Source organism: Clostridium hydrogeniformans DSM 21757 (genome assembly GCF_000686705.1).
Classification (GTDB): Bacteria; Bacillota; Clostridia; order Clostridiales; family Clostridiaceae; genus Clostridium_Z; species Clostridium_Z hydrogeniformans.
Genome location: NZ_KK366004.1, coordinates 93,207 through 115,499, shown reverse-complemented (window position 1 = coordinate 115,499; position 22,293 = coordinate 93,207). Strand labels below are relative to the sequence as shown.

General features: G+C 27.1%; 18 protein-coding genes and 1 riboswitch. Of the genes, 1 reads left to right on the top strand and 17 read right to left on the bottom strand.

The window, feature by feature from the left end:
* Positions 1–244 precede the first annotated feature (244 nt).
* The 10 genes from BR69_RS0113740 to BR69_RS0113690 all read right to left on the bottom strand — a co-directional run bounded on the left by BR69_RS0113740 (position 245) and on the right by BR69_RS0113690 (position 9,928).
* Positions 245–1,846 carry an ABC transporter ATP-binding protein gene (locus BR69_RS0113740; RefSeq protein ID WP_027633686.1) on the bottom strand — a complete coding sequence of 534 codons (1,602 nt, stop codon included), beginning with the start codon at positions 1,844–1,846 and terminating at the stop codon, positions 245–247.
* A gap of 462 nt (positions 1,847–2,308) precedes the next feature.
* Positions 2,309–3,208 carry a DMT family transporter gene (locus BR69_RS0113730; protein WP_027633685.1) on the bottom strand — a complete coding sequence of 300 codons (900 nt, stop codon included), beginning with the start codon at positions 3,206–3,208 and terminating at the stop codon, positions 2,309–2,311.
* A 286-nt stretch (positions 3,209–3,494) separates the two neighbouring features.
* On the bottom strand, positions 3,495–4,298 hold the full coding sequence (locus tag BR69_RS0113725) for an aminoglycoside adenylyltransferase domain-containing protein (RefSeq protein WP_027633684.1): 804 nt from the start codon (positions 4,296–4,298) through the stop codon (positions 3,495–3,497).
* A 389-nt stretch (positions 4,299–4,687) separates the two neighbouring features.
* Positions 4,688–5,233, bottom strand: a complete 546-nt coding sequence (locus tag BR69_RS0113720; RefSeq protein ID WP_242840699.1) for a DUF2087 domain-containing protein — start codon at positions 5,231–5,233, stop codon at positions 4,688–4,690.
* A 13-nt stretch (positions 5,234–5,246) separates the two neighbouring features.
* Positions 5,247–5,636, bottom strand: a complete 390-nt coding sequence (locus BR69_RS0113715; protein ID WP_027633682.1) for a hypothetical protein — start codon at positions 5,634–5,636, stop codon at positions 5,247–5,249.
* Between the two features lie 535 nt (positions 5,637–6,171).
* Positions 6,172–6,786 carry a hypothetical protein gene (locus BR69_RS0113705; RefSeq protein ID WP_027633681.1) on the bottom strand — a complete coding sequence of 205 codons (615 nt, stop codon included), beginning with the start codon at positions 6,784–6,786 and terminating at the stop codon, positions 6,172–6,174.
* 328 nt (positions 6,787–7,114) lie between these two features.
* The gene (locus BR69_RS22500; RefSeq protein ID WP_423219691.1) at positions 7,115–7,624 is read right to left on the bottom strand and encodes a GNAT family N-acetyltransferase; all 510 of its coding nucleotides are present in this window, start codon (positions 7,622–7,624) and stop codon (positions 7,115–7,117) included.
* Between the two features lie 86 nt (positions 7,625–7,710).
* Positions 7,711–8,220, bottom strand: a complete 510-nt coding sequence (locus BR69_RS0113700) for a GNAT family N-acetyltransferase (RefSeq protein WP_150112281.1) — start codon at positions 8,218–8,220, stop codon at positions 7,711–7,713.
* A 125-nt stretch (positions 8,221–8,345) separates the two neighbouring features.
* Positions 8,346–9,413, bottom strand: coding sequence for a serine hydrolase domain-containing protein (locus tag BR69_RS0113695; protein WP_027633679.1), 1,068 nt, complete (start codon positions 9,411–9,413; stop codon positions 8,346–8,348).
* Positions 9,414–9,601: 188 nt separating this feature from the next.
* Positions 9,602–9,928, bottom strand: a complete 327-nt coding sequence (locus tag BR69_RS0113690) for a helix-turn-helix domain-containing protein (RefSeq protein WP_027633678.1) — start codon at positions 9,926–9,928, stop codon at positions 9,602–9,604.
* A gap of 531 nt (positions 9,929–10,459) precedes the next feature.
* On the opposite strand from BR69_RS0113690, the gene BR69_RS0113685 reads away from it, so the two are divergent.
* Positions 10,460–11,170, top strand: coding sequence for a TraX family protein (locus BR69_RS0113685; RefSeq protein WP_027633677.1), 711 nt, complete (start codon positions 10,460–10,462; stop codon positions 11,168–11,170).
* A 37-nt stretch (positions 11,171–11,207) separates the two neighbouring features.
* Here BR69_RS0113685 and BR69_RS0113680 read toward each other — a convergent pair whose 3' ends face one another.
* The 7 genes from BR69_RS0113680 to BR69_RS0113650 all read right to left on the bottom strand — a co-directional run bounded on the left by BR69_RS0113680 (position 11,208) and on the right by BR69_RS0113650 (position 22,144).
* Complete coding sequence (locus tag BR69_RS0113680; protein ID WP_027633676.1) at positions 11,208–11,942, bottom strand: DUF4430 domain-containing protein; 735 nt, start codon at positions 11,940–11,942, stop codon at positions 11,208–11,210.
* Between the two features lie 7 nt (positions 11,943–11,949).
* Positions 11,950–16,569, bottom strand: a complete 4,620-nt coding sequence (locus BR69_RS21240; RefSeq protein WP_051623623.1) for an Ig-like domain-containing protein — start codon at positions 16,567–16,569, stop codon at positions 11,950–11,952.
* Positions 16,570–16,805: 236 nt separating this feature from the next.
* A riboswitch (cobalamin riboswitch) is annotated at positions 16,806–16,984 on the bottom strand.
* Between the two features lie 239 nt (positions 16,985–17,223).
* Entirely contained in the window at positions 17,224–19,710 is a 2,487-nt protein-coding gene (locus tag BR69_RS0113670) for a WG repeat-containing protein (protein WP_027633675.1), read from the bottom strand.
* Between the two features lie 121 nt (positions 19,711–19,831).
* Positions 19,832–20,269 (bottom strand): hypothetical protein, encoded by a 438-nt coding sequence (locus BR69_RS0113665; RefSeq protein WP_027633674.1) that lies wholly within the window; start codon positions 20,267–20,269, stop codon positions 19,832–19,834.
* A gap of 100 nt (positions 20,270–20,369) precedes the next feature.
* Complete coding sequence (locus BR69_RS0113660) at positions 20,370–20,708, bottom strand: arsenate reductase family protein (protein WP_027633673.1); 339 nt, start codon at positions 20,706–20,708, stop codon at positions 20,370–20,372.
* A 328-nt stretch (positions 20,709–21,036) separates the two neighbouring features.
* Positions 21,037–21,357 carry a hypothetical protein gene (locus BR69_RS0113655; RefSeq protein ID WP_027633672.1) on the bottom strand — a complete coding sequence of 107 codons (321 nt, stop codon included), beginning with the start codon at positions 21,355–21,357 and terminating at the stop codon, positions 21,037–21,039.
* A gap of 298 nt (positions 21,358–21,655) precedes the next feature.
* On the bottom strand, positions 21,656–22,144 hold the full coding sequence (locus BR69_RS0113650) for an HIT family protein (protein ID WP_027633671.1): 489 nt from the start codon (positions 22,142–22,144) through the stop codon (positions 21,656–21,658).
* Positions 22,145–22,293: the final 149 nt, after the last annotated feature.

Sequence of the window (22,293 nt, the reverse complement as noted above, 5' to 3'; positions counted from 1 at the left end):
CTTGACAACTTAAGGTTTTTATCATAAGATATTAATATAAGTTAATGTTAGATTTAAAATACTGCCTTTATGCTAAAAATAGTCTTCAACCCTAAAAGGGTGTTTTTTTATGCCCAATTTTAACATTTCTCTATGCTTTTCTATAATTTTTCATAATAATATTCTAATTAAGTAAAAGTACTAATTAATTATTTTATAAAAATAAGGTATTATTCCATATTTCTATAGAATAACACCTTAAATTCTAAACTAATGTAAATATTTCATCACATATATCTTCTAAACTATTATCATGAGTGATTAAAATTATAATCTTATCTTTTTTGATATTACTTAACATAGCCTTAAGCTTTTCTTTACTTTTTAAGTCTAGTGCTGAAGTTGGTTCATCCATTATTATAATATCTCCATCTTTTCCTAAAGCCCTTGCTATTATAATTTTCTGTTTCTCTCCACCTGATAAATTAACATTATTTGGTGTAATATTATCTTCATACCCTTTAGGCAAAATTTTATCCACACTAAGCTTCTCACATACTTCTTTAATATAATTAATCTTCTCCATCTCTACTCCTAAGGTTAAGTTATAAAGTAGATTCCCTTCTACTATATTAGGATTTTGCTCAACATATCCTATTACTTTGCTCCTTAACTTGTAAAGATTTATATTCCTAAGATTCTCTTTATTATAAAAAATGTCACCTTCATAACAACTATCTATTCCAGTAATCAGTTCTAGCAATGTACTCTTCCCCGCACCATTCTTCCCCTTAATACAATAAACTTTCCCCTTATTAAATGTATAATTAAGTCCATTTAATAATTTAGGTCCTTTATCATATCCAAAGGTTAGATTTTTTAATGTTATTTCATCTACCCCATCCATAATAGCCTCTCCATTTTTCTCATGAGTAGTCTCCAGTAATTCTTTCACTCTAAAATAGGAAACCTTTGCATCTTGATAGAATTTTGAAAATTCAATTAACCCAGTTAAAGAGTTAAAGGATATATTAAAATAAGCTATTATAATAGTAAATTCTCCTATAGTTAACATGTCTCTTAAAACTAATGATCCTGAATAAGCTATTAATACTAATATGCCTAATCTTTTAATTAGGGTATCAATTCCATTAAAAGCGAATAAAATTTTAGCATACTTTTCAAAAGTACTTTGTGCCTCATCTGTTTTAATTTTTAAATTTTCCTCAAAGGCCCTGTACCAGTTATTAATTTTAGTGTATTTTATATTTAAATACTGGTTATTCATAACTGCCATAGCTTTATTAATTCCTTCTTTCTGCTTAAATGACCTGTCAAATAGAGATTTTTCTAGTAATTTATATATGGTTATATACAAAGGAATTAATAATACTAATCTAAACCCAATATTAAAATCTATGGCAAAAATATATACATAAGACACTAATAAACTTATTAAGCTAACTACAACTTCTGAAATAACTCTAGTACTAAAGTCTGCTAAGTTAAAGCTGTCCCCATTTACTCTACTACTTAAATACATGACATCCTTAGTTTTAAAAAAACTTATAGGTAATTTTAATATATGGGATGTTAAGTCTTTTATAATATCTAATGTTATTCTATTAGATATTTTTGTTCTAAGATATTTTGTAAAATACGCTGAAATACTTTCTATTAAAACTACAGTTATGAATAAATAAATAATATATTTATTTATTGTAGTCCCCTTAGCAAAACTATCTATATATTCCCCTAAAATTTTAGGAATTAAAAAAGATGCTGATATTGACATAAAAAGCATGGTTGTAAATACTATTAACTCACCTTTATACCTTTTTAAATACTTAGCAATTAATTTAAACATATACAACTCTCCCGTAAATATATTTTTGTATTATTTATATTAATTAACTGCTTTACTCCATATACACCAAATTGAACCACAAAGATAAGCCTTTATCTCTGCTCTTCTTCTCTTTAAAAGAATGTCCATATTCCCTCTCCTATCTATTCAAAATTTAAAATATGCCTCATTATTTTTCTTAAAATAGTTTTTATATGTTCCTATTATAGTAAAAAGTATCTTTTATAAAATTATTCTTACTGTAACAAGAGCTATCAAAATAATTTTTATAAAATACCAATATTATTAATATTTACGGGAAAATATTAATCCATTATTTACCTTATAATTTAATTATATCATAGCTCAAGCTTTTTACACATATTAACACAGACTTCTTATCCAAGGATTATATACTTATTTCTTCTAAACACACCTTAAGATATAACTTATATTTTTTTATGAAATGGATAATTATTGAAACTATTTATTTGATATAGTACTGTTCAATATCATTCCTATAACAACAAGTAATAATCCACTCCATCCAACTATAGTAGGTAATGTATCATTAAGTATTAAAACTCCTCCTAATACTGTAAAAATAACTTCCCCACATTGGGTAGCTTCTATAATTGCAAGTTTATTAGGATCACTTTTCACCATATCTGTAGCCTTAAAAAACAATAATGTAGCTATAACTCCTGAGCATAGAGCTACTATTATTGACTGTATAATCTGAGCTTTTCCTGGAAGTCCTACAGTTAAAGTACCATATATAGATAATATTATCCAAAATGGCATACTACATAAAGTCATTCCAAATACTCTTTGAACAGTATTTAATCTTTCACCACAACCCTCCATCATTTTTCTGTTACCTAATGGATAGGAGAATGCAGCTATAATAACAAATATGATACCTTTAAATCCTTTACTACTTTCTCCAATGTTCATATCTTGTATCTGTATAAGAAATATTCCAAATAATATTATTAAAGACATGATTAAAGGTCTCTTAGGTATTTTTAGCCTTTCCCTTATTACCCCATTCTCTGTTTCAACAGTTTTAAAAAATAGTGGTGATAGTAAAATTCCTGCTACAATCCAAGAAGGCGCATATACTGCCGCTAAACAAATTGGAGCATAGAAAAATCCAAACCCTACAGTACTCTGCACTGGTGTTTCTTTTATGTCTTTTAAAACTTGTCCGAATTCTCCTCTAATACTCACCATAATAAATAATAAGGGTAGCATAAATGCATACCTTAGCACCCCACTCCAAATCCAGCTTCCTCCTGATACCTCCATACTTTTATTAAGTATAAAAGTGAAAGCAAAGAAAAATGATGAAATAATTCCAAGTAGAATAGCTTTCCTCATATGTATCCCCCTAATTAAAATTAATAAAAATTATACTATTTATGCTAACATAAATAGTATTAAATTTATGTTGTGTTCTATTAAAACTAAATCTATTTTAACCTACATTGTTCTAATATTTACGTTTATATTTACATATTTAACTATAATATATACTTATAATAGTATTATATAGAAAAGTGTAGTACAAACAAAAGAACCACTACAAGGACAAATTTATCCTATAGTGGTCCAAACGAGTTATTATATAAGGTATATTAAAGTTGTTAATTGAGTTAGGTATGAATTATAGATTCTCTAAGTTATATTTAGTATTACAATAATCTATAGTACTGTCTATAAACCTTTGAACATCATTACTTCTTTTTATCCTTGATCTATATAATGATTTTTCACCCTTACCCTCTCTTATTCTAATAGCTTCTAAAATAATCTTATTAAATTCTTTATTCATACTAGTTAAAGCCATATTTGCAGATGCTAACTTTGAGTTTATTTCTTTATACTCCAAAGTATTAACTATCCTACATAAGGTAAGTACAGAAAACTCTATCCAATAATCAAGAATAAATATGCTTTTCTTATTTAACTTACTCTTCCAGTAAAAATTTAAATTATAATTCATTGTGTTTAAAATATCTTCCCAGTCTACTTTAATATTTAAATCATTAACCCTTGGACTATTTATTCCAATTCCATTATGCTTTAAGGTCCACCATGTTACATAGTTAATATCATAATATCCTGGTTTATGAAGTCTTCCATTTTCAAAATAGATATATGGTTCTAATAAATCATTTGTTTTACTAATATCTTTTAATTTAATGTACATCCCTTCCATCTTTTTACTATAACTAAAGTTCTTATTTAGTTCTCTATGAATATTTTTAAGCTCTACTACTTCATCTTTAGTAAAATCCTCTTTAATTATTATAACTATATCAATATCGCTTTTATTCTCATCAAAAGCATTAATAGCTATTGAATTATATAAATAAATTCCAAATATTTTATCTTTAAAATTCTCTTTAAGTTTCCACTCATATTCATATAAAAGTGGCTTAATTACCACTGGAATCTCTACAGTCATAATTAACTCTCCTTAGCTTTTTGTACAATAAAACTCTATAATATCATCTTAATATTATAGTCTTATAAAAATAAACCTAACTAAATTCTACACTTCAAAATATCTGTAGAATCTTTAAAATAAATCTTAGTTTATTCATTTAAGATTTCATTAATAAATAAAAAGTCTATTTATCAACTTACTTTCAGTATAGAACTTATATAATATATATTTTCTTTGCAAAATTAGTACTAACTCTATTGTTATTTCAATATAGCATACTTTTACACACCCCATAGTTACATATACATTACTTTTTTAGTTTAATATATCCTAATAATATATTAAGATTTATAAAATAAAAAACCATAGCTATTAATTCTCAAATAATAACTATGGTCTTTCCATATTTAAAGTATTCTTTTATAAATTCCATTATTTCTCTCAAATATTTTTTCAGATATAAATTCTCTTCTTATAGTACAAAAATCATCATTAAAATCCGCTATTATTATATTAACCTCCCTTTCTTTATATTCTACTCCCTTCTCAAAAGCCTTAGCTATTTCCTCTAATACAATTCTTCTTTTTTTCTGTTGAACTGGAATAGATATAAGTTTCCCATACTTAAAAAAGTTTTCTATAACTTTCCTTCTATAAGCTTCTTCTCTTTCTTCTTCTGCCGCTCTTATCCCTTCTTTAAAAACTACTAAATCTAAAAGATTCGTATTTAAAGTATCCTTGTTTAATGAGTAAACTACATAATACTGCTCTTTATTTCCCTTCACAAGTCCTGCATCTTCTAGTTTTTTCAAATGAAAAGATATAGTAGATGGGGACAGTTCTAATCTTTCTGATAAAAGTTCCACATACTTAGGAGCTTCCATAAGACTGTTTAATATTCTTAATCTAGATTTATCTGCTAAAGCTTTAAAAATTATAACTGAATCCTTCAAAGTTAACAGCTCCTTATATTTTATATTTTTCATATAGTACTAAAAATTTTTCTTTAATTGTATCTGCCATGGATAATTTCAGATTTTCAATAATTACCCCTTCCTCATTACCAAACTTCTCATCTTTTTCTTTTTTCTCCTTCCAACTGGCTGGTATAGTATTAAAATACTTTAAATAGTCACCCTTAATATTTTCATATTCTTTCTTATCTTTAACTATCTTATTATAGCTTACATTAAACATCTGTTTAAATATTGTTACTATATTTAAAGTTATTTTCTCTAAATTAGCTTCATCTTTTAACTCTTCTTTAGTTAAACTTTTTATTCTCTCTTGTGAATCACAAATCTTATTTTCTAAAAATTCTAAAAAATTACCCTTTAATAACTCTAATTTATCCATTATTTATCCCTCCAATAATATATCCTACTCTTAGTATACTTATAACGAATTAAATTTGTCAATTATATTTTTATATTTATCGAATTATATTTATTAATTCTATTTTAATATATATAAATAAACTATTAATAAAAGTAATTTATTAAATAGGGATATATTGTGTTTTATACTAAGTTAATAAAAAAATTTTTAGGGATGTCAGGGATGTCCACATGCCTTGTGAAGAAGTATTTATAGATTTTATTAAAGAATCTGCAAATGTATCTATTTATAGCGAAAAGTTCTATTTTAATGATAAATTATAGCCATAGATATGAATTCAATGTTTAGTGTAAAAAATAAGAGTATACATATATTACAAACCTATAATATATGTATACTCTTATTTATTATGTTATTTATAAAAGAAATCTTTCTTTTAATAGTGTTCTTTCACTGATGTTAAATTAGATATGCTAACCTCTCTGCTTGGCAACTGTTATTCTTCACCATTTAAGAGTTTGAATTCCTTACAGCTAGCAGCTATCATATAAAATTATTTATGCATAAAGAAGCTAAAAGGTTCCTTTTGAGCTTTTCCACTTCCATCCTTAACCCCTATGTTTCTTAAGTGATATACCTTCCAATCATAATCCTTTGCTTGATTATCACATATATATCCATAGTCTGTAGATCCTTCTTCTTTCCACTTCATAAACACATATACATGGGTTGGGGTACCTTTTTTACTTAACTTCTCATCTGTGGTAAAGCATATGTCTCCTGGTTTTATCTTTTTTATATCTGTTTCCTTCTTCCATCCTTTTTTCTCTAGTACCTTTATAAGTCCTTCAGTATTACATACACTGTCATCTATACTTATTTTATTATTTCTTAAAACCTCAGCTAAAAAATAAACACAGGTATTAGCCGAATCCCCTCCATTTAATTTAACTGCTCTTTCATAAGCCTTTACTCTATTATTTTTATCACTTAAAAAAGTATATATATCTTTTCTTAAATTATTACTTTCTGTTGTTCTACTAGTTGTAATATATTTTAATAAAAACAACACTGATATCAATAATAAAATCCCTGTTATTATAATAACTACTTTTCCCTTACTAAGATTTATTTTAATATTATTACGTTTTGTAAGTTTATTTTTCATAGTGAAAACTCCTTATATACATATACCTTATATATTACAACATAATTATTACAAAGATTTCATATTTTTCTTAAGATTTTCTTAAAATTAATCTTTTTTATAATAAAGTATATAACTTATAAATTACTCTTTCACCTAATACTTACTATAATCCTTTGTTTTCAATAAATCTGTATTCTATTTTCCTTCAATTACAACATATGCTGTTAAGGATTTATAATCCTTTTCTAATGATTTATAGATAATTATGAAAATAGTCTATACATTACAAATAAAAAAGTGTTAAGTCTCTACTTCCTAACACTTTTAATATAATATATTTTTTAAATTATTCTTTAAAATCTCTTTTAAGCATTGCCATTATTACTCCATCTTCTAGCTTACCTTTTATAAGATCTCTTTCTCTAACAATGCCTTCTTCAATAAAATTTAATTTCTTTAATACTTTAATTGAACCGTAGTTTTCTGGAGTTATAAATGCTTCAATTCTATTTAATCCAATAACATTAAATCCAAAATCAACAACCTTCTTTACTGCCTCTGTTCCATAGCCTTTTCCCCATTGTGATTTTACTATATCATAGCCAACTTCCCCTCTTCTGGACCCTTCATCAAAACTCCCAATGCAGCATGTCCCAATTAACTTATTAGTTTCTTTTAATACGACTCCCCATGTGATTTCTTCTTTTTCTACCTTCTCTTTTTTATATCTTTTTATAAAACTTATTACTTCTTCAATAGAGGTAATAGGATAAAAATACTCATATTTTGCTATATCAGGATCTTTTAAAATCTCATATAAATCTTCTACATCATCTTCTCTAATCTCTCTAAGTATAAGCCTTTTTGTTTCTAATTCTTTAAAATCTATAAGTATATACGCTCCCTCCTTTTCACATAAGATTATAAATCAATCTTATACTTTTATTTAATATTCTTCTCTAATCCAATTAATGCAAAGGTATCCTCTCTAAAATCTTTATCTCCATAGATACCTATAATTTTATCAAAACCTACTTTAGTCCAAAATCTTAATGCTTTCCAATTCTTAAGATGAACAGCTAAAGCAATTTTGTTATAATATGTCTCACTTGCATCTTTAGTTAAAGCTCCTATTACTTCTTGCCCAAATCCATTATTTTTAATCTCTCTATCTAATACAAAAATACTTATCCAAAGAGTTTTTTCTTTAGGGTATCCATGATAAATATCAAGAAATCCTATTATCTTATTACTCTCCTTTAAATAAATAGATTTTAAAGAATACTTTTCTTTACTTGCACCTTTAATAGGTGGCAAGTCTCCCTCTGTTAAACACTTAAAAATATAATTTTCTTCAAACTCATCTCCTTCTAAGAAAAGTTTATCTGTCCAAGTACTGCAAATATGTTGTATCTCATCACATTCATCCATAATCGCATCTTTTATTATCAAATTATTGGTCTCAATTATTTTAGAAATATACTCTCGTATCTTAACTCCCCCTTTAATCTTATAAATTGTTAAGTGTATAGTAATCCAATAAATTTTATATAAAACTTATTGGATTACTAAAATACTTATTCCATTATTATTCCTAGATGTGGTTGAACTTTAAAAGCTATATCCCATATATCACAGGAATCATTATTTGATAATATAGTAAAGGTTATGTCATTCTCTGGAAAATACCTAGTTACACAAGCTACTCCAGCATTACTCCCATCCTTTGTTATGCAAAATACCTTATGGTCTCTTTTTCTTAATATAAACTCAAAGCCATATCCCATATAGAAATCCCTCTTAGAGTTCTCTATATAAAACTCTTTAGGCTTTAAAATTTCATTTGTTAACCTTTCTGATAATAACTTATTATTAAGTATATTCCTAATAAAAATATCTAAGTCTCCTACGGTGGTATGTGCTCCTCCATCAGAGCAACCCACAGGAGGATATGAATATATATTTTTTCTAAAACCTAGGATCTCTTTATCACTATTTTCTATAGATACATACCCCTCAGCCATATTTTTATGAATTCCATCCATGGATAAAAAATCACTATTATTCATGGAAGCTTTTTTAAATATATTTTCTTTAACATATTCTATATAGCTCTTACCGCTTATTTTCTCTATGACTAATCCTAACAAAATATAGGCACAGTTATTATATCTACATCCTTTTTCTGGGCTAAAATACGGCTTTTTATATACAAACTGTGGGATAAAGTCCCTACATTCCCTCACAGAATAGTTAGGCTTTTCCCTCCATATTTCCTCATAACTCTCTCCTGACTCCTCATCTGCATCATCTCCAATACCTGAGGTATGAGTTAGTAGGTGATAGAGATTTATATCTTTTGATATCTCTCCATTCTCTATATCTAGGATATCTAAAGCTTTATCCTCTAATTTTATTAAATTTTTATCTACTAGTTGTAATATACTAACTGCTGTAAATAGCTTTGTAATAGATGCAGTATCAAATCTTGTATCTAAGGTGTTTCTTATTTCCCATCCAATATGTGCATATCCATGTGTACATGAAAATAATTCTTTTTCGCCTTGTTTAATTAATACAGTTCCAGAAAAATTTTTATTTTTAGCATAGTCTTCAAATATATCTCTTACTAAATTTAAGTCCATAATATCGCCCCCCAAGGTTCACATTTTAATTTATCCTACAACTTCTATATGTAAGATATACATCTTTCATGTACCATATATCTTACATAGTAAATTTCTTAATTTTTGTAGAATAGATTTTATTTCTAAGGATAAAATAGTTTGTACTTTTAATTTTATTGATTATAGAACTTAAAAACTTAACATTTCTAATCATAATTTTTAAATTTTATTCTATATTGTTTTGGTGTTATCCCATACGCCTTTTTAAATGCTCTTATATATGATTGTTCATATTGAAAGCCTGCCTCTAAAGCTATCTCACATATTCTTATATTGGTTTTTATTAAAAGCTTAGTGCTAAATATTAACTTTTTAGTTTTTATATATTCCATCACTGAAATCCCTGTAAATTCTTTAAATTTTCTTTGAATATGAGAATCAGAGTAGTTCACAAGCTCTGATATATCTTTTGTTTTTAAATCACACTTTATATTCTCATCTATATAATCAATAACAGTATTAATTCTGAACATAAAAAATCCCCCTTAAGTGAAATATAAGTGTTAACAACTGGCCACAAAAGCTATGCCACCACATTTTCACTAAAGAGAGCTTCTCTTTAAATAGTGTATAAATGATATATGGTAAAACTAAGTGATGATGTTAACTAATAAAGACAATAAGAAATAAGCCTGCAAAAATGTGCAAACTTTTTTATCTATTTCTTCATTAGTTACATTACATCATCATATAAATAATCATTTTCTTCCCCTCCCATTTTTAATACTTTTTTCGTTAATTTATTGATTAAAAGTTTTTTACTAGAAATCTTTAAACATTTATTTACAATTAATAGTATCATATACTTCAATTTTATACAATATATGTATTATGTTGTTTAAAAAAACTATTATAAAACTTTTCTCTTACCCTTTAATATAATATCCTTTTAATTTTAAAGTTTATACCTTACAAAAGTGTAAGTCTAATGTAATGGACATTTTAGTATAATATTTGATAATATATCTCAGTACGTAATTTAAAATTTAAGGAGGATATTATTTATGAATGCTTTTATTTTAAAGATAATAGCTATGCTATTTATGGTTTTTGACCACTTAGCATCTTATATAGGGGGTATGCCAATATGGTTTCCTTGGGTTGGAAGAGTAGTTGCCCCAATATTTATGTTCTTCCTTGTGGAAGGTTTTTATCATACTAGAGATAGAAAAAAATATCTACTAAGACTTTTTAAGTGGGCTATTATAATGGCCTTAGGTTCTTTCATATTAAACCTTATAGTGCCATCATCTGAGCCTATTAATAATAATATATTCCTTTCTTTTGCCTTAGGAATAGCTATGCTTATGTCCATTGATTACTTAAAGAAAAGTAAAAATTATATGGTTGGAGTACCTATATTTATTTTAACGATAGTTTTAAGTTTCTTCACAGAGGCTTCTATTTTTGGTGTTATAAGTATACTTATATTCTATTTCTTTAGAGGAAATAAGTTTAAGCTATCAATTGTATATATTATGGTTTCTTTAATTATAACTGGATTCTTTAGCACTATATTATCTTTTGATTCTAAGGAAATATACAATAACTTATTCTTATTTGATCCTCAATGGATGCAGATATTTTCTCTAATATTTATTCTCTCTTATAATGGTAAAAGAGGTTTAAATAATAAGTTTTCTAAATACTTATTTTATATATTCTATCCAGCACATCTATGGATAATTTCATTACTTTCAATGTTTATAAAATAAAAAAAATCAGAACTACAGCTGTAGTTCTGATTTTTTATTAACCTTTTACATATCTCCAAAGAACCTTATCACCCTTTTGAACATTATAAGCACCAGCTCCTACAGAAGGAGAAACATAATTTTCTTCTCCTGCCTTCTTAACCATAAACACCCATCCACTAGAAGGGCCATGATCTCCACTTCCTAATCCCATTATAGAATCAAAGAATAAGGCACTGCCTCTTCCTTTGACTTTATAATTTCCTTGTGGTAAAAGTTTTTTAGTTAAAGCTCCAACACTTATATTTTCATCGTTAAAAGATGAGGAAAATAAATTTTCTCCTGTTATTCCATTTACTATTAAAAAGTTATTCTCACTTTTTAAATTCTCATTCTTGTTCACAGTATTAGGTTTAGTTTCTTCTCCTGAAGACTTTTTAGAAGGTTCATTGACTTTTTTAGATGTTTCTTTAGGTTCTTCTTTTTTCTCATTAGTATAAGCTATACCTTTTTTTACATCTTCTTTATTTTTAGTTTCTTCAGTAGATGTTTTATTATCTTTCTTTTTATCTTCTACAGTTTTCTCGGTAGATTCTTTATCTTCATTTTCTTTACTTTCCTCTGAAGATTTACTATCATTACTTTCGATATTTCCCTCTACATCTTTTGCTGCATAGGTGTTTTCCTTTGTGTTATCAAGTGAATAATATTCTTTGAAGGCATTGACTCCAGTATATCCACCTATAGCTAATAGTAATACTATTAATGATATTACAAGACTCTTCTTATTCATATGTCACCTATTTTACCTTCTTTTTATTAATGATATATCCTACAATTAATAAAACTGCTGATCCTAATGCAACTAAAGATATTATCATATTTTTCTTATATGAAGATAAGGTAACTTTTGAAACCTCTTCCTTTTTATCCTCTTTTACTCCAGGCTCTTTCTTAGCTTCCTTGTTATCTTCTGACTCTTCTTTATTTTCTTCATTTCCCTTAGTATCTTCTGATGTATTTTCATTCTCTGAACTTATATTCTCTTTAATACTGTTATCTTTCTCTACAGTATTATTAGATGCTACTATTTCATTTTCTATAGCCTTAGTACTTTCTTTATTTTCCGCACCAGTAATATTATTAGATGTTACTTCTCTGTGATTATCCTTACTGCTTACTATATTATCTTTCTCTTGTTTATCTTCTTTGCCACCCTTGTTATTATCTTGTTCTTCCTTAGTATCTTTTTCATCCTTATTGTCTTCTTTGTTTTCTTCCTTAGTATCCTTTTCGCCCTTATTAAAGTCAAAGGTTTTATTAAAGACACTACTATCCTTTAATAAATCTGATAAAGCTAATAATCCTTGCTCAGTTATCATAGTGGTTTCTACTCCACCTTCTGTCTTAAATTCAAAGTTTTCACCATTTCTAAAGTTTAAAAGTAATTCTACAATATTACTATTTCCAACTCTAAAATCATTACTTAAAGGATCTTGTCCACTAGCTTTTAACCCATTTATAACGGCAGATAATGTATAAGGATTTATATTATTTCCGTCCATTTTACTTATTTCTGACTTTATATAAGCTACTTGCTTTTCTATAAATTCATTAACTCCATCTATATCCTTATAGTTAGAAAGAGCTGTTATTAAAATAGCCGCAAGGTCTGCATCTGAGTATCCACCATTATCCATATTCATAATAGCCTTTACTGCTGATTCTTTATTATAAGTTCCTTTAGCCATATTTAAAGCTATTAACGCATAACTTTGGATAGTTGGATACTTTTCATCGTTAGGATTTATAACAAATAATCCATTCTCCTTCTGGCTTTCTTCAAGAAGCTTAACATGATTGATTCCTTTGTAACTATAAGGATTCTCTCCTATAGCTATTATTCCTATTATATTAGAAGCCACTGCTGCTACAGCATCATTATCTCTAAATATAAGCTTATCTTTCATTTCATCTACTGGAGAATCTTTTTCATTAAATAAAGCTAGAGCTGTTCTAAATTCTACTTCTTCTTCCTTTAAAGCTCCTTCTTTTAACGCTTCTAAAGCTTCTTTAACCTTTTCTAAGATACTTTCTTTTTTGTTTTCTTCTTTGCTTTCTTCCTTTACGTCTTTATCTTCTTTATTCTCTTCTTTTCCGTCCTTATCTTCTTTGTTCTCTTCTTTGTTTTCTTCTTTTCCGTCCTTATCCTCTTTGTTCTCTTCTTTATTTTCTTCTTTTCCGTCCTTATCTTCTTTGTTTTCCTCTTTATTTTCTTCCTTACTCTCGTCTTTCTTATCTTCAATCGTCATAGTAAACTCTGCTGGTACAATCTCTATATAAGATCCTCTTGTTCCTAAAGATACTTTTATCTCTTTAGTATAAGGAATAGTTATTTCTCCATTTATATCAGCTGTATATTCTTTTTCATTTAGAACTGCTCTAATATGAAGTAATGGATGTCCCTTCCAATTTTTAAACTTAAGTATCACATTATCTTCTTTAACCTCATGGGTTACTATTGGAACTGTTGTTAAAATATCTTGACCTATGTATTCTGACATATAGAATACATATTCATCATATTTCCCATTTCCTTCTTCATCCTTAAGCTCTGTGAATTTATCTGCCGCTAACATAGGACTTACGATTTCCCTACCTTTAACTACATAATAGGACCATCCATAAGTTTCGCCCTCTTTATTTCCTAATATAGAGTTTACATAGAATCCACTTTTTCCTTGGTTAATACCTTCAACCTTATCTATTCCTACTGATAACTTTAATAAATCTACAAGGTTTTTAGCTGCATCCCCATAGGATACTTCCTCATTAAATAAAGTTTTATCGCGTCCTTCCACTCTTACCTTTATTTTATTAGAAGCATTCTTATCTAAAGCAAAGCTTCTTTTCTCTTTGCTCTTATTTCCACTTTCATCAGTTGCTTCTATTTCTAAATTATATATTCCTGAAGCTTCTATTTCTCCACTTTTAAACTCTTCTCCATTTAAAAGAGCAGTCCATTTATCACCCTTAGTTGAAGAAATCTTAACTGTTACATCATCTCTATATACCTTGTCATTTTCTATTCCATCAACAGTTATTACTGGTGGTTCTTCATCTTTTACCTCAACTGAGTTTTTAACCCCAAATATAGATTCTCCAGTATAAAGTTCCACTAAGGCTGAAAATCCATAGAAAGTTCCATCAACATGAGTGGCTGTACCCTTTCCATTAGTTATTCCCGCTACCTTTTCTCTTCCACTTGTACTCGTTGCCTTATAGCTTAAAAGAGTAGTTAAAAGATTTTTATCTCCTTTTACAAAGCTCTTTCCTAATGGATTTATATTATTAGCTACTAATCCTTGGATTATCATAGATACTGCTCTTGGCTCATGCTTTGAGTCAAACTGCATATTCTCAGTTATAGAGTTCTTTATGTCAGTAATTAGCTCCTTAAGAAGTAAATCTCTTTCCTTTGAAGACTTTACTCCAGCTAAAACTGTCATAAGAAGAGCTCTATTTTCTGTATAATTGAAAGTAAAAGTATTATACTTTCCAGATTTATAAAGCTTCATTATAGCGTCTATTGCACTATCTTTATCATAATCTGCCTTTGCCATATCTAATGCTAATATTGCATATCCTTGATAAATCAAAGCATCTTTATCGATAAAATCATTTTTTATAAATAACCCTTTATTTTCTCCATCTTTAACTTGTATTTCTGAAAGTTCTTTTATAAAGTCTCTTCCATTATAATTTCTTGGATCTTCCCCTGCTCCTAAAATAGCTATTATAGCTTTATCATAATCAAAAACATTACTTTGTCTTTTAGAAACAAATGGTGTTTTCTTAACTCCCACTTTACTTAATGCTAAAGGAGCTAAGAATTGTCCTGTTATTTCTCCTTCGTAATGAAGAACTAAGTTATCTATCTCTTTCTTTATTTCACTTTTTTGTTTATTGTTAATTTCCTTTAACCCTAAGTTATCTTCTACCTTTAATTCTTTTAAAGCAAATATCTCTTCATTATCCTTTAATGATACTTTTATGGTACCATCTCCAACCTTTAAGGCTTTAACTATACCATCTTTATCTACTTTAAGTATTTCTTCCTTTTCACTACTCCATATAACTTCTTGGTTTTCAAGCCTTTCTCCATCTTCATCCTTAGCTGAAACCTTAAGTTCAATAGTATCATTTACCTTGATTGGGAAATCATCTTCATTTACTTCTATATTAAGACTTTTAGTTGTTGGAGCATATACATTTATCTCAAGTGTTGTTTCTATTGCTCTATTTTCTTTAAGAACTGCCTTAACATTAGCTTTTCCTTCTTTTAAAGCTGTTACTTTGTTTCCCTCTAGTTTAAGAACTTCTTCATTATCTAGAGAAAACTCTATTTGTTTTCCAAGCATTAATGCATCTTTAGAATCATAAACCTTAGGCTCTAATGTTAGTGTTTTCTGAAGTTTTAACTTTTCAGTTTTATTTTCAAACTTCATATATTTAGGAATAACTTTTTCGTACTTTAACTTGTACATAGATCCCTTACCACTATATTTATAGCTGTAATAATCAACTAAAGCAGCAAGTTTAGTAACTGCATTATCCTCAGTATCTACGTCAAATGAATTAAGTCCATCTATTAAATTCTTCCCATTCTTAGTCCACTTTTCACCCTTTGGATCTTCTCCTAATGCAATTAAGGCCTGTATAAAATCACCATTATAACTTATACTCTCATCATAATCTACCCATCCCCATCCATCATCTTCTGGTATAGATAATTTTCCTTCATCATTTAAATAAGAGTTTACTTTTTCTTTTAATTTATTTATAACTACTTTTGCATCACCATCATTTTTATAGAATGATAATGCGACTAAGGCTATAGATATTTCTGAAATTTTTATATCTCCCGCATTATCTATAGCCTTTATAAGAGCACCTTTAGCCATAGCTTTATCATAGCTAGCATCAGCCATATTAAGAGCTATTATAGCTAATGATATACTTGATACATCTAAATCCATAAACTCATTTCCACTTTTTAATAAAAACCCATCTTTTCCTTGAGATTTTACTAATGTATCTATGTACTTCTTATTTTCTTCACTAAAAATATCTTCCTTTGCAGATAATAATCCTATTATCCTTCCTGAATATACCTTAGCTGTAACTACATCTGATGAAATAAGTTCATTTTTATTTACTGGTACATCTAAAGCTTTAAGAGTTAATGCGTCTAAATATGCTTTAGTTTTTTTATTCTTAACTCTTTCCTTTAAACTATTTATAGTTGTTAAAAGATTTTGGCTTTCATTCTCATTTGCAAAAGCCTTTATTGGTAAAAATATGTTAGTCATAAACATAACTATCATAATAAAAGATAAAATTTTAAAGTTTTTCTTCATAATATAAATTGTCTCCTTCTATTTAATTAAACTTATCCCTAGAAACTATAAGTTAATTTTTATTTTTTATCTTAGCTTTTAAGATAGGATTACAACAAAAAACGCCTAGAGAAAATACTCTAGGCGCAAGCTTACTTTAATATCTGTAGTGGTTTATATTATAGGTCATTAAATAACCATTAATATAACAATATTAAATGTCAGTCTTATCCTTGCTCTTCCCTCCGAAGCCAAGAGTAAATTAATAATCTATAAGAGTATCCTGACTTGTGCTTCATCCTAAGATACCCTTCCCAAGAAAGCTCTCAGTGGTTTTGTATCTTCGTCTACACCTACAGTAGCGGGGGCTGTTGTGGTTTGTCCACATTCCTCTTATAAAATATTTATTTAGTTTTACATAGAACGCATCTTCCTTTAGATGGTGTTCTTTCCATCATCTGAAGTTCAGATGAGTTAATCTCGGGGCGTAGCAACTGTTATCTCCCACATTTTAGAGGATGAGGTGCAGCTCCTAGCCATTAGATAAACTTCCCATGTAAGTATATATTATTTTAATAGAAAGTTCAATATTTATTTAAAGTTTAAATAAATATATCTATTGACATTTCAAATTTCTCATCTGAAAACTTAAAGCTACTTATATTTAAAATCCTTCTAATTAAATGCTTTCCAAAACTCTCCATCTTTATTTAAAATATCACCTATAGAATCAAGTCCTATTTCAAAGGTTGGAGTTCCAGCTGCATAGGGTCCTATTTCATAGACATTAAAAAATATATAAAGCTTATTATCCTTTATATAAAAGCCTTGATCATCCCTTATTCCTTTAAAGGCATCCTTAAATAACCCTTCATATTGCTTTTTATTATTTAAGTCATCAATTATTATTTCATTTAAAACTTTCTTATAATCTCTATTTACCTTAAATAAATCCTTTAAATCATATATCTTTCCTGAATTAATATTAATATTTAAATAGGTTTTTGTGGACAACCCATGAGCTGCTCCTAAATGATATTCATAGGTATCTAGTTCAATAACCAATAAACTATTTTTAAAATATATTACCTCATAATCACCTAAATAGTTATAATTTAATCTTTCATTTTTTTTTACATCTTTTAGGTTAGATAAGCTTTTAATTTTGTTATTTATTTGCCCCTGGGCTTCTAAGTTTTTTAATCCATCTAATTTGGGGTAATATACTAAATAATCTATATTGGGTCTATATTTCACTTCATTGACCTTAATATTATCCCCTACTGTAATATTAGGCTTATACTTCCATATAAAATTCCCAAGCTTATCTAAATAGAATATTCTTCTATCTATTTCTGCTTTATATAAATACCCTCTCTCTTCTATTGTTCCTTTACCATCTAAAAAAGGGAAGGTAGCCAACTTTTCTCCTAATGTATTTATAAGAAAGGTTTTCTCTCCTTCATTTACCCATGTTGAATCTTCTTTAAATTCTCCAATATCAGAGTAAAGAAAATCTTTTATCATTTTTCCATCCTTATCAAAAATCCCGTAGGTTGAACCCATATATGGTGCATCTTCCTCAACTGCTACTCCTACTGCAAATCTACCTCTTCCAATATATCTTATATCATTATACTTATAGGGTATAATAACTTCTCCCTTTTCATTTATTACTCCAATTTTGTTTTTTATATCATCACTAGTATTTACAATAGCCCTATTATCTTTAAACCCTTGAGTTTCTGAATATATAGCTGGTATAATTTTATTTCCTTTTTCATCTATATATCCATACTTATCCTTCTTTACATCAAGGTAGGCAAGCTTTCCTTCACTATAATTTAATACTTTCATATTATTATAGCTCTCCACTGCTTCACCATTTTTATTTATAACTTGAAAATCATCATCTTTAAGATTTACTAAAGCCTTTCCATTAGAAAAATCATAGGCATATTTATATTTTTCCTTTATAGCCACATTTCCCTTTTCATCTAAATACCCATAAAGAAATAAATTATCATCCTTTTTCTCAAATACAGCTCTTTCATCCTGTACTGGAGATAAATATATATATTTATCCTTAGATATCTCCTTATCATCCTTATCCACAATTTTTATTTCTCCATTATAGGCAGAAAATAGTGACTTATAAAAAACATTTAGAAAGCTATATTTAGGATTTATAGTGTAATTTCCTTCTCCATCTATAACCCCAAATAACCCACCTTCTTCAACTATTGCTAAGCCCTCTCTACTAAACTCTCTTCCATATTCATATTTAGGTGGCATTACTTCATTCCCTACTTCATTGATATACCCATACTCTGTCCCCCCTAAAACTTTTTCATAAAATTCATAAAGCTTAGGTGATATGTCCTCTGGTAACCCTTCATTATTTCTTCCCTTTTTTATACCTTTTTCTAATCTATCCTTTATTCTTAAAAGTTCTTCCCTACTTTTATATGGATTCTTAAATTTTAGAGCCTTATCTATTGATTTTAATGCCTCTTTTTTTCTACCTGTGTACATGTAAGCTAGTATCAAATAATATAAATATATAGGGCTATCTCCATCTTTTTTTACAAGCTTTTCATAGTATTTAACTACCTTTTCAAAATAATATGGATAATACTCTGGTGCTTTATAGAGTTTTACATATCTTAACTTATATATGTCTATATTATAAGCTTCTCCAGTATCATGGGTCCAAAGGGCAATTTCATATATTCCATCTTTTTTCCCCTTACCCTTCATATCTTCTAGGTCTATTCTTGAATAAGCCTTTCCATCTAATATTTTTTTTAATGTCCTTCCTTTAAACTCATAAATTTCAAGTTCACTCCATATTGCCCCTATCTGCCACCCTATAATTAAATTATTTATTTTTTTATTTCTAAGAGGATATACCCCTAAATAATTTATATCATAGCCTTTATTTTTTATTATATCTGTAGCTATCCATTGATTATTTATATTTTTTAATATAAGTACATAAGGTTCTCCTCCTAGCTTATAAGCACCTATAATTTCTTTTTTTCCGTCTCCATCTATATCTTTATTAAAAATCATAGGTTCTTCTTTATTTCTATATATTATAATCTTAGCATCCTTTGGAAGATTATCTTTTAATACTTTCTTCATTGTTTCTAAATTCATTGTTTCTTTCCTTATCAAAGTATTATCATAACCATTATATGTAATATACTTTTTAAGTTGAAACTATTATAAAATGGAATGAAGCTGCCTCACTTTTATCATTGTGAGGCAACTCCTTAAATTAATTATTTATTTCTTTCTTATTCATTAGAACAATAACTGACTTTATATATTGTATTAATGTAACAACTAAAAAACTTATTAGTAAAAAATGATATCCTAACATTTCTTGCATATATTTTAGGTTAAAGGACATAACTGTTCCTATACTAAAAACTATTGCTCCTACTGTAACTAATAAGCTATACCCCCTAAGTTTTCTTATATCTCTTAATCCATATATTATTAAAGCTAAAGCCATAACTATTAAAATTCCACTGTAAAGCCTTATAGAATTACTACTGAAGAATCCTTTTTGAAAAACAGTGTTTTTATATACTAAGTATCTCATTACACCCATTTTCTCTTTAGATAATAATTCTAATACTATAGATGGAATCAGTATTCCAATTTGAAATATGTATAATATAGTTATAAAGATCTTTCTTCCTTTTTTCATCATATCTCCTTAAACATAATTTATTATTTAGTATCATCTACTATATTTCATTTATTTTATATACCTTTATTCATATAAATAATTAATCTTTATTTGTCCTTTATTCCCATGAATTCCATGTTTCTGGATCATATCCTACTGTAGCCTTATTCCCATTTCTAACTATTGGGGTTTTATAAACCTTAGGATTATTTAAAAGTATTTCTTCCTTCATTTCCATAGTTCTTATTTTATCTAAGTTTAAGGTCTTATACTCTTTTTTTGTAGAATCTATTAATTTCGCTATGCCTACTGCTACTCTAACTCCTTGCAGCTCTCTTTTACTTAATCCCTTTATATTCAAATCAATAAACTGATATTTAATTCTTCTTTCCTTAAAATATCTTTCAGCTTTTTTTGTATCAAAACATTTCTTAGTTCCAAATATTTGTATATTCATCATATTTTACTCCTTATTCTCGGATATTTCTAATAACATCTATAATTCCAAAATCTATTATATCATCAAGTACTCCTAAAATTCCACCTCGGTTCATATGTTTTATTCTATTAAGGCTTATCTTTAAGTGTGATTATTACAATATATTTATCTAAATTAACTCTTCTTTCTTAAACTTAAATAATATTTTAAGTTTAAGAAAAAAATAAGTTCATTAGTTTTTAATATAAACTTATCTTAAAAACTTAATGAACCTAATACTAACTTCCCTATAAAAAATTTTTAACACATAAACCCTATAACAAATATTTTAAACCTTCCTAATATACTAATATCCCACTGTTTCTTTAAAACTATTAAACAATATAAGAATTTCTTCATTTATTCTATATTCATGATTTAATATTGTTTTCTTTTTTATCTCCATAGGAACTGTATTGTCCTTTATATATTCACCTATGGCAATATCCTTAAGAAAATTTAAATACTCAATAAATGTTTTAGGAATTTCTCCTGTATATTTATTTAAGATCAAGTAAGTTATTACTATACTTAATGATCTATTAAAGCAAATTTCTATATGATTATCTATACTTTCCGTATTTTCAAAGTTTTTTTTAACTTCATATATAAGCTCTATTCCAGTCATAATCCACCTCCAACTTTATATCTCTCTAATAATTAAATTATGCTAAATTATTTATTAATCCACTTAAATATAGATTTTTTTTAACTTTATAAAAATTGCTGATTTTATCATATATTTTTTTATGAATTTATAGGTTTATATTGTTTTCACTACACCTATTCTATTATAAACATAATATAGTAAATTTTGTAATTTTTATTTTGAATTTTATTTTATTTTGTAATTTAGCATAATAATATAGAGATAAATTATAACTTTTTGATAAAAATAACCAAATGTAGGAAATAAACTTTTTATTTTAAACTAATCTTAAATATCTCATTAACTTTTCTATTCCTTCTAATACCCTTTTCCTATTTTCTTTAGTATTTAAGTTATTTCTAGCATGTAATAAAACTGGTCTTAAAGATTGAACAGAATGTCCAAATTCATACATCCACTTATACCTTGGAACCATCCATAAATGAAAGTGATGAGTAGTATCTTCATTATAAAAATAATATACATGTTCAATTCCTAAAGCTTCTCTTTGAGCCTTTCTAATTTTTCTAGTTATATCTATAAAATCTTTAGCCTCTTCATCTGTAAGTTCATCTAAAGACTTAAAATGCCTTTTTGATGCTAAAATTACTAATCCTTCTATAGGATATGCCACATCTTGATGTGCATGAAAATATTCTGTATTTATTATGGTTCCACCTTCTGGCTCAATGATCTCACTAGTTATGGCACAGCTTAAACAATTAACTTCTACAGTTTCTCCATTAGATAAAGTTATACTTCTCAAATTTATATCCCCCTTAATACTGATAAAATTTTACTAATTGTATAATAAGTTTAATATAATTAAAGATTCTAAATAATATTTATTTTTAAACATAAGCTATAAATAGAAATTATTAGTATATACTTATTATAATATAAAATCTAAAAGCT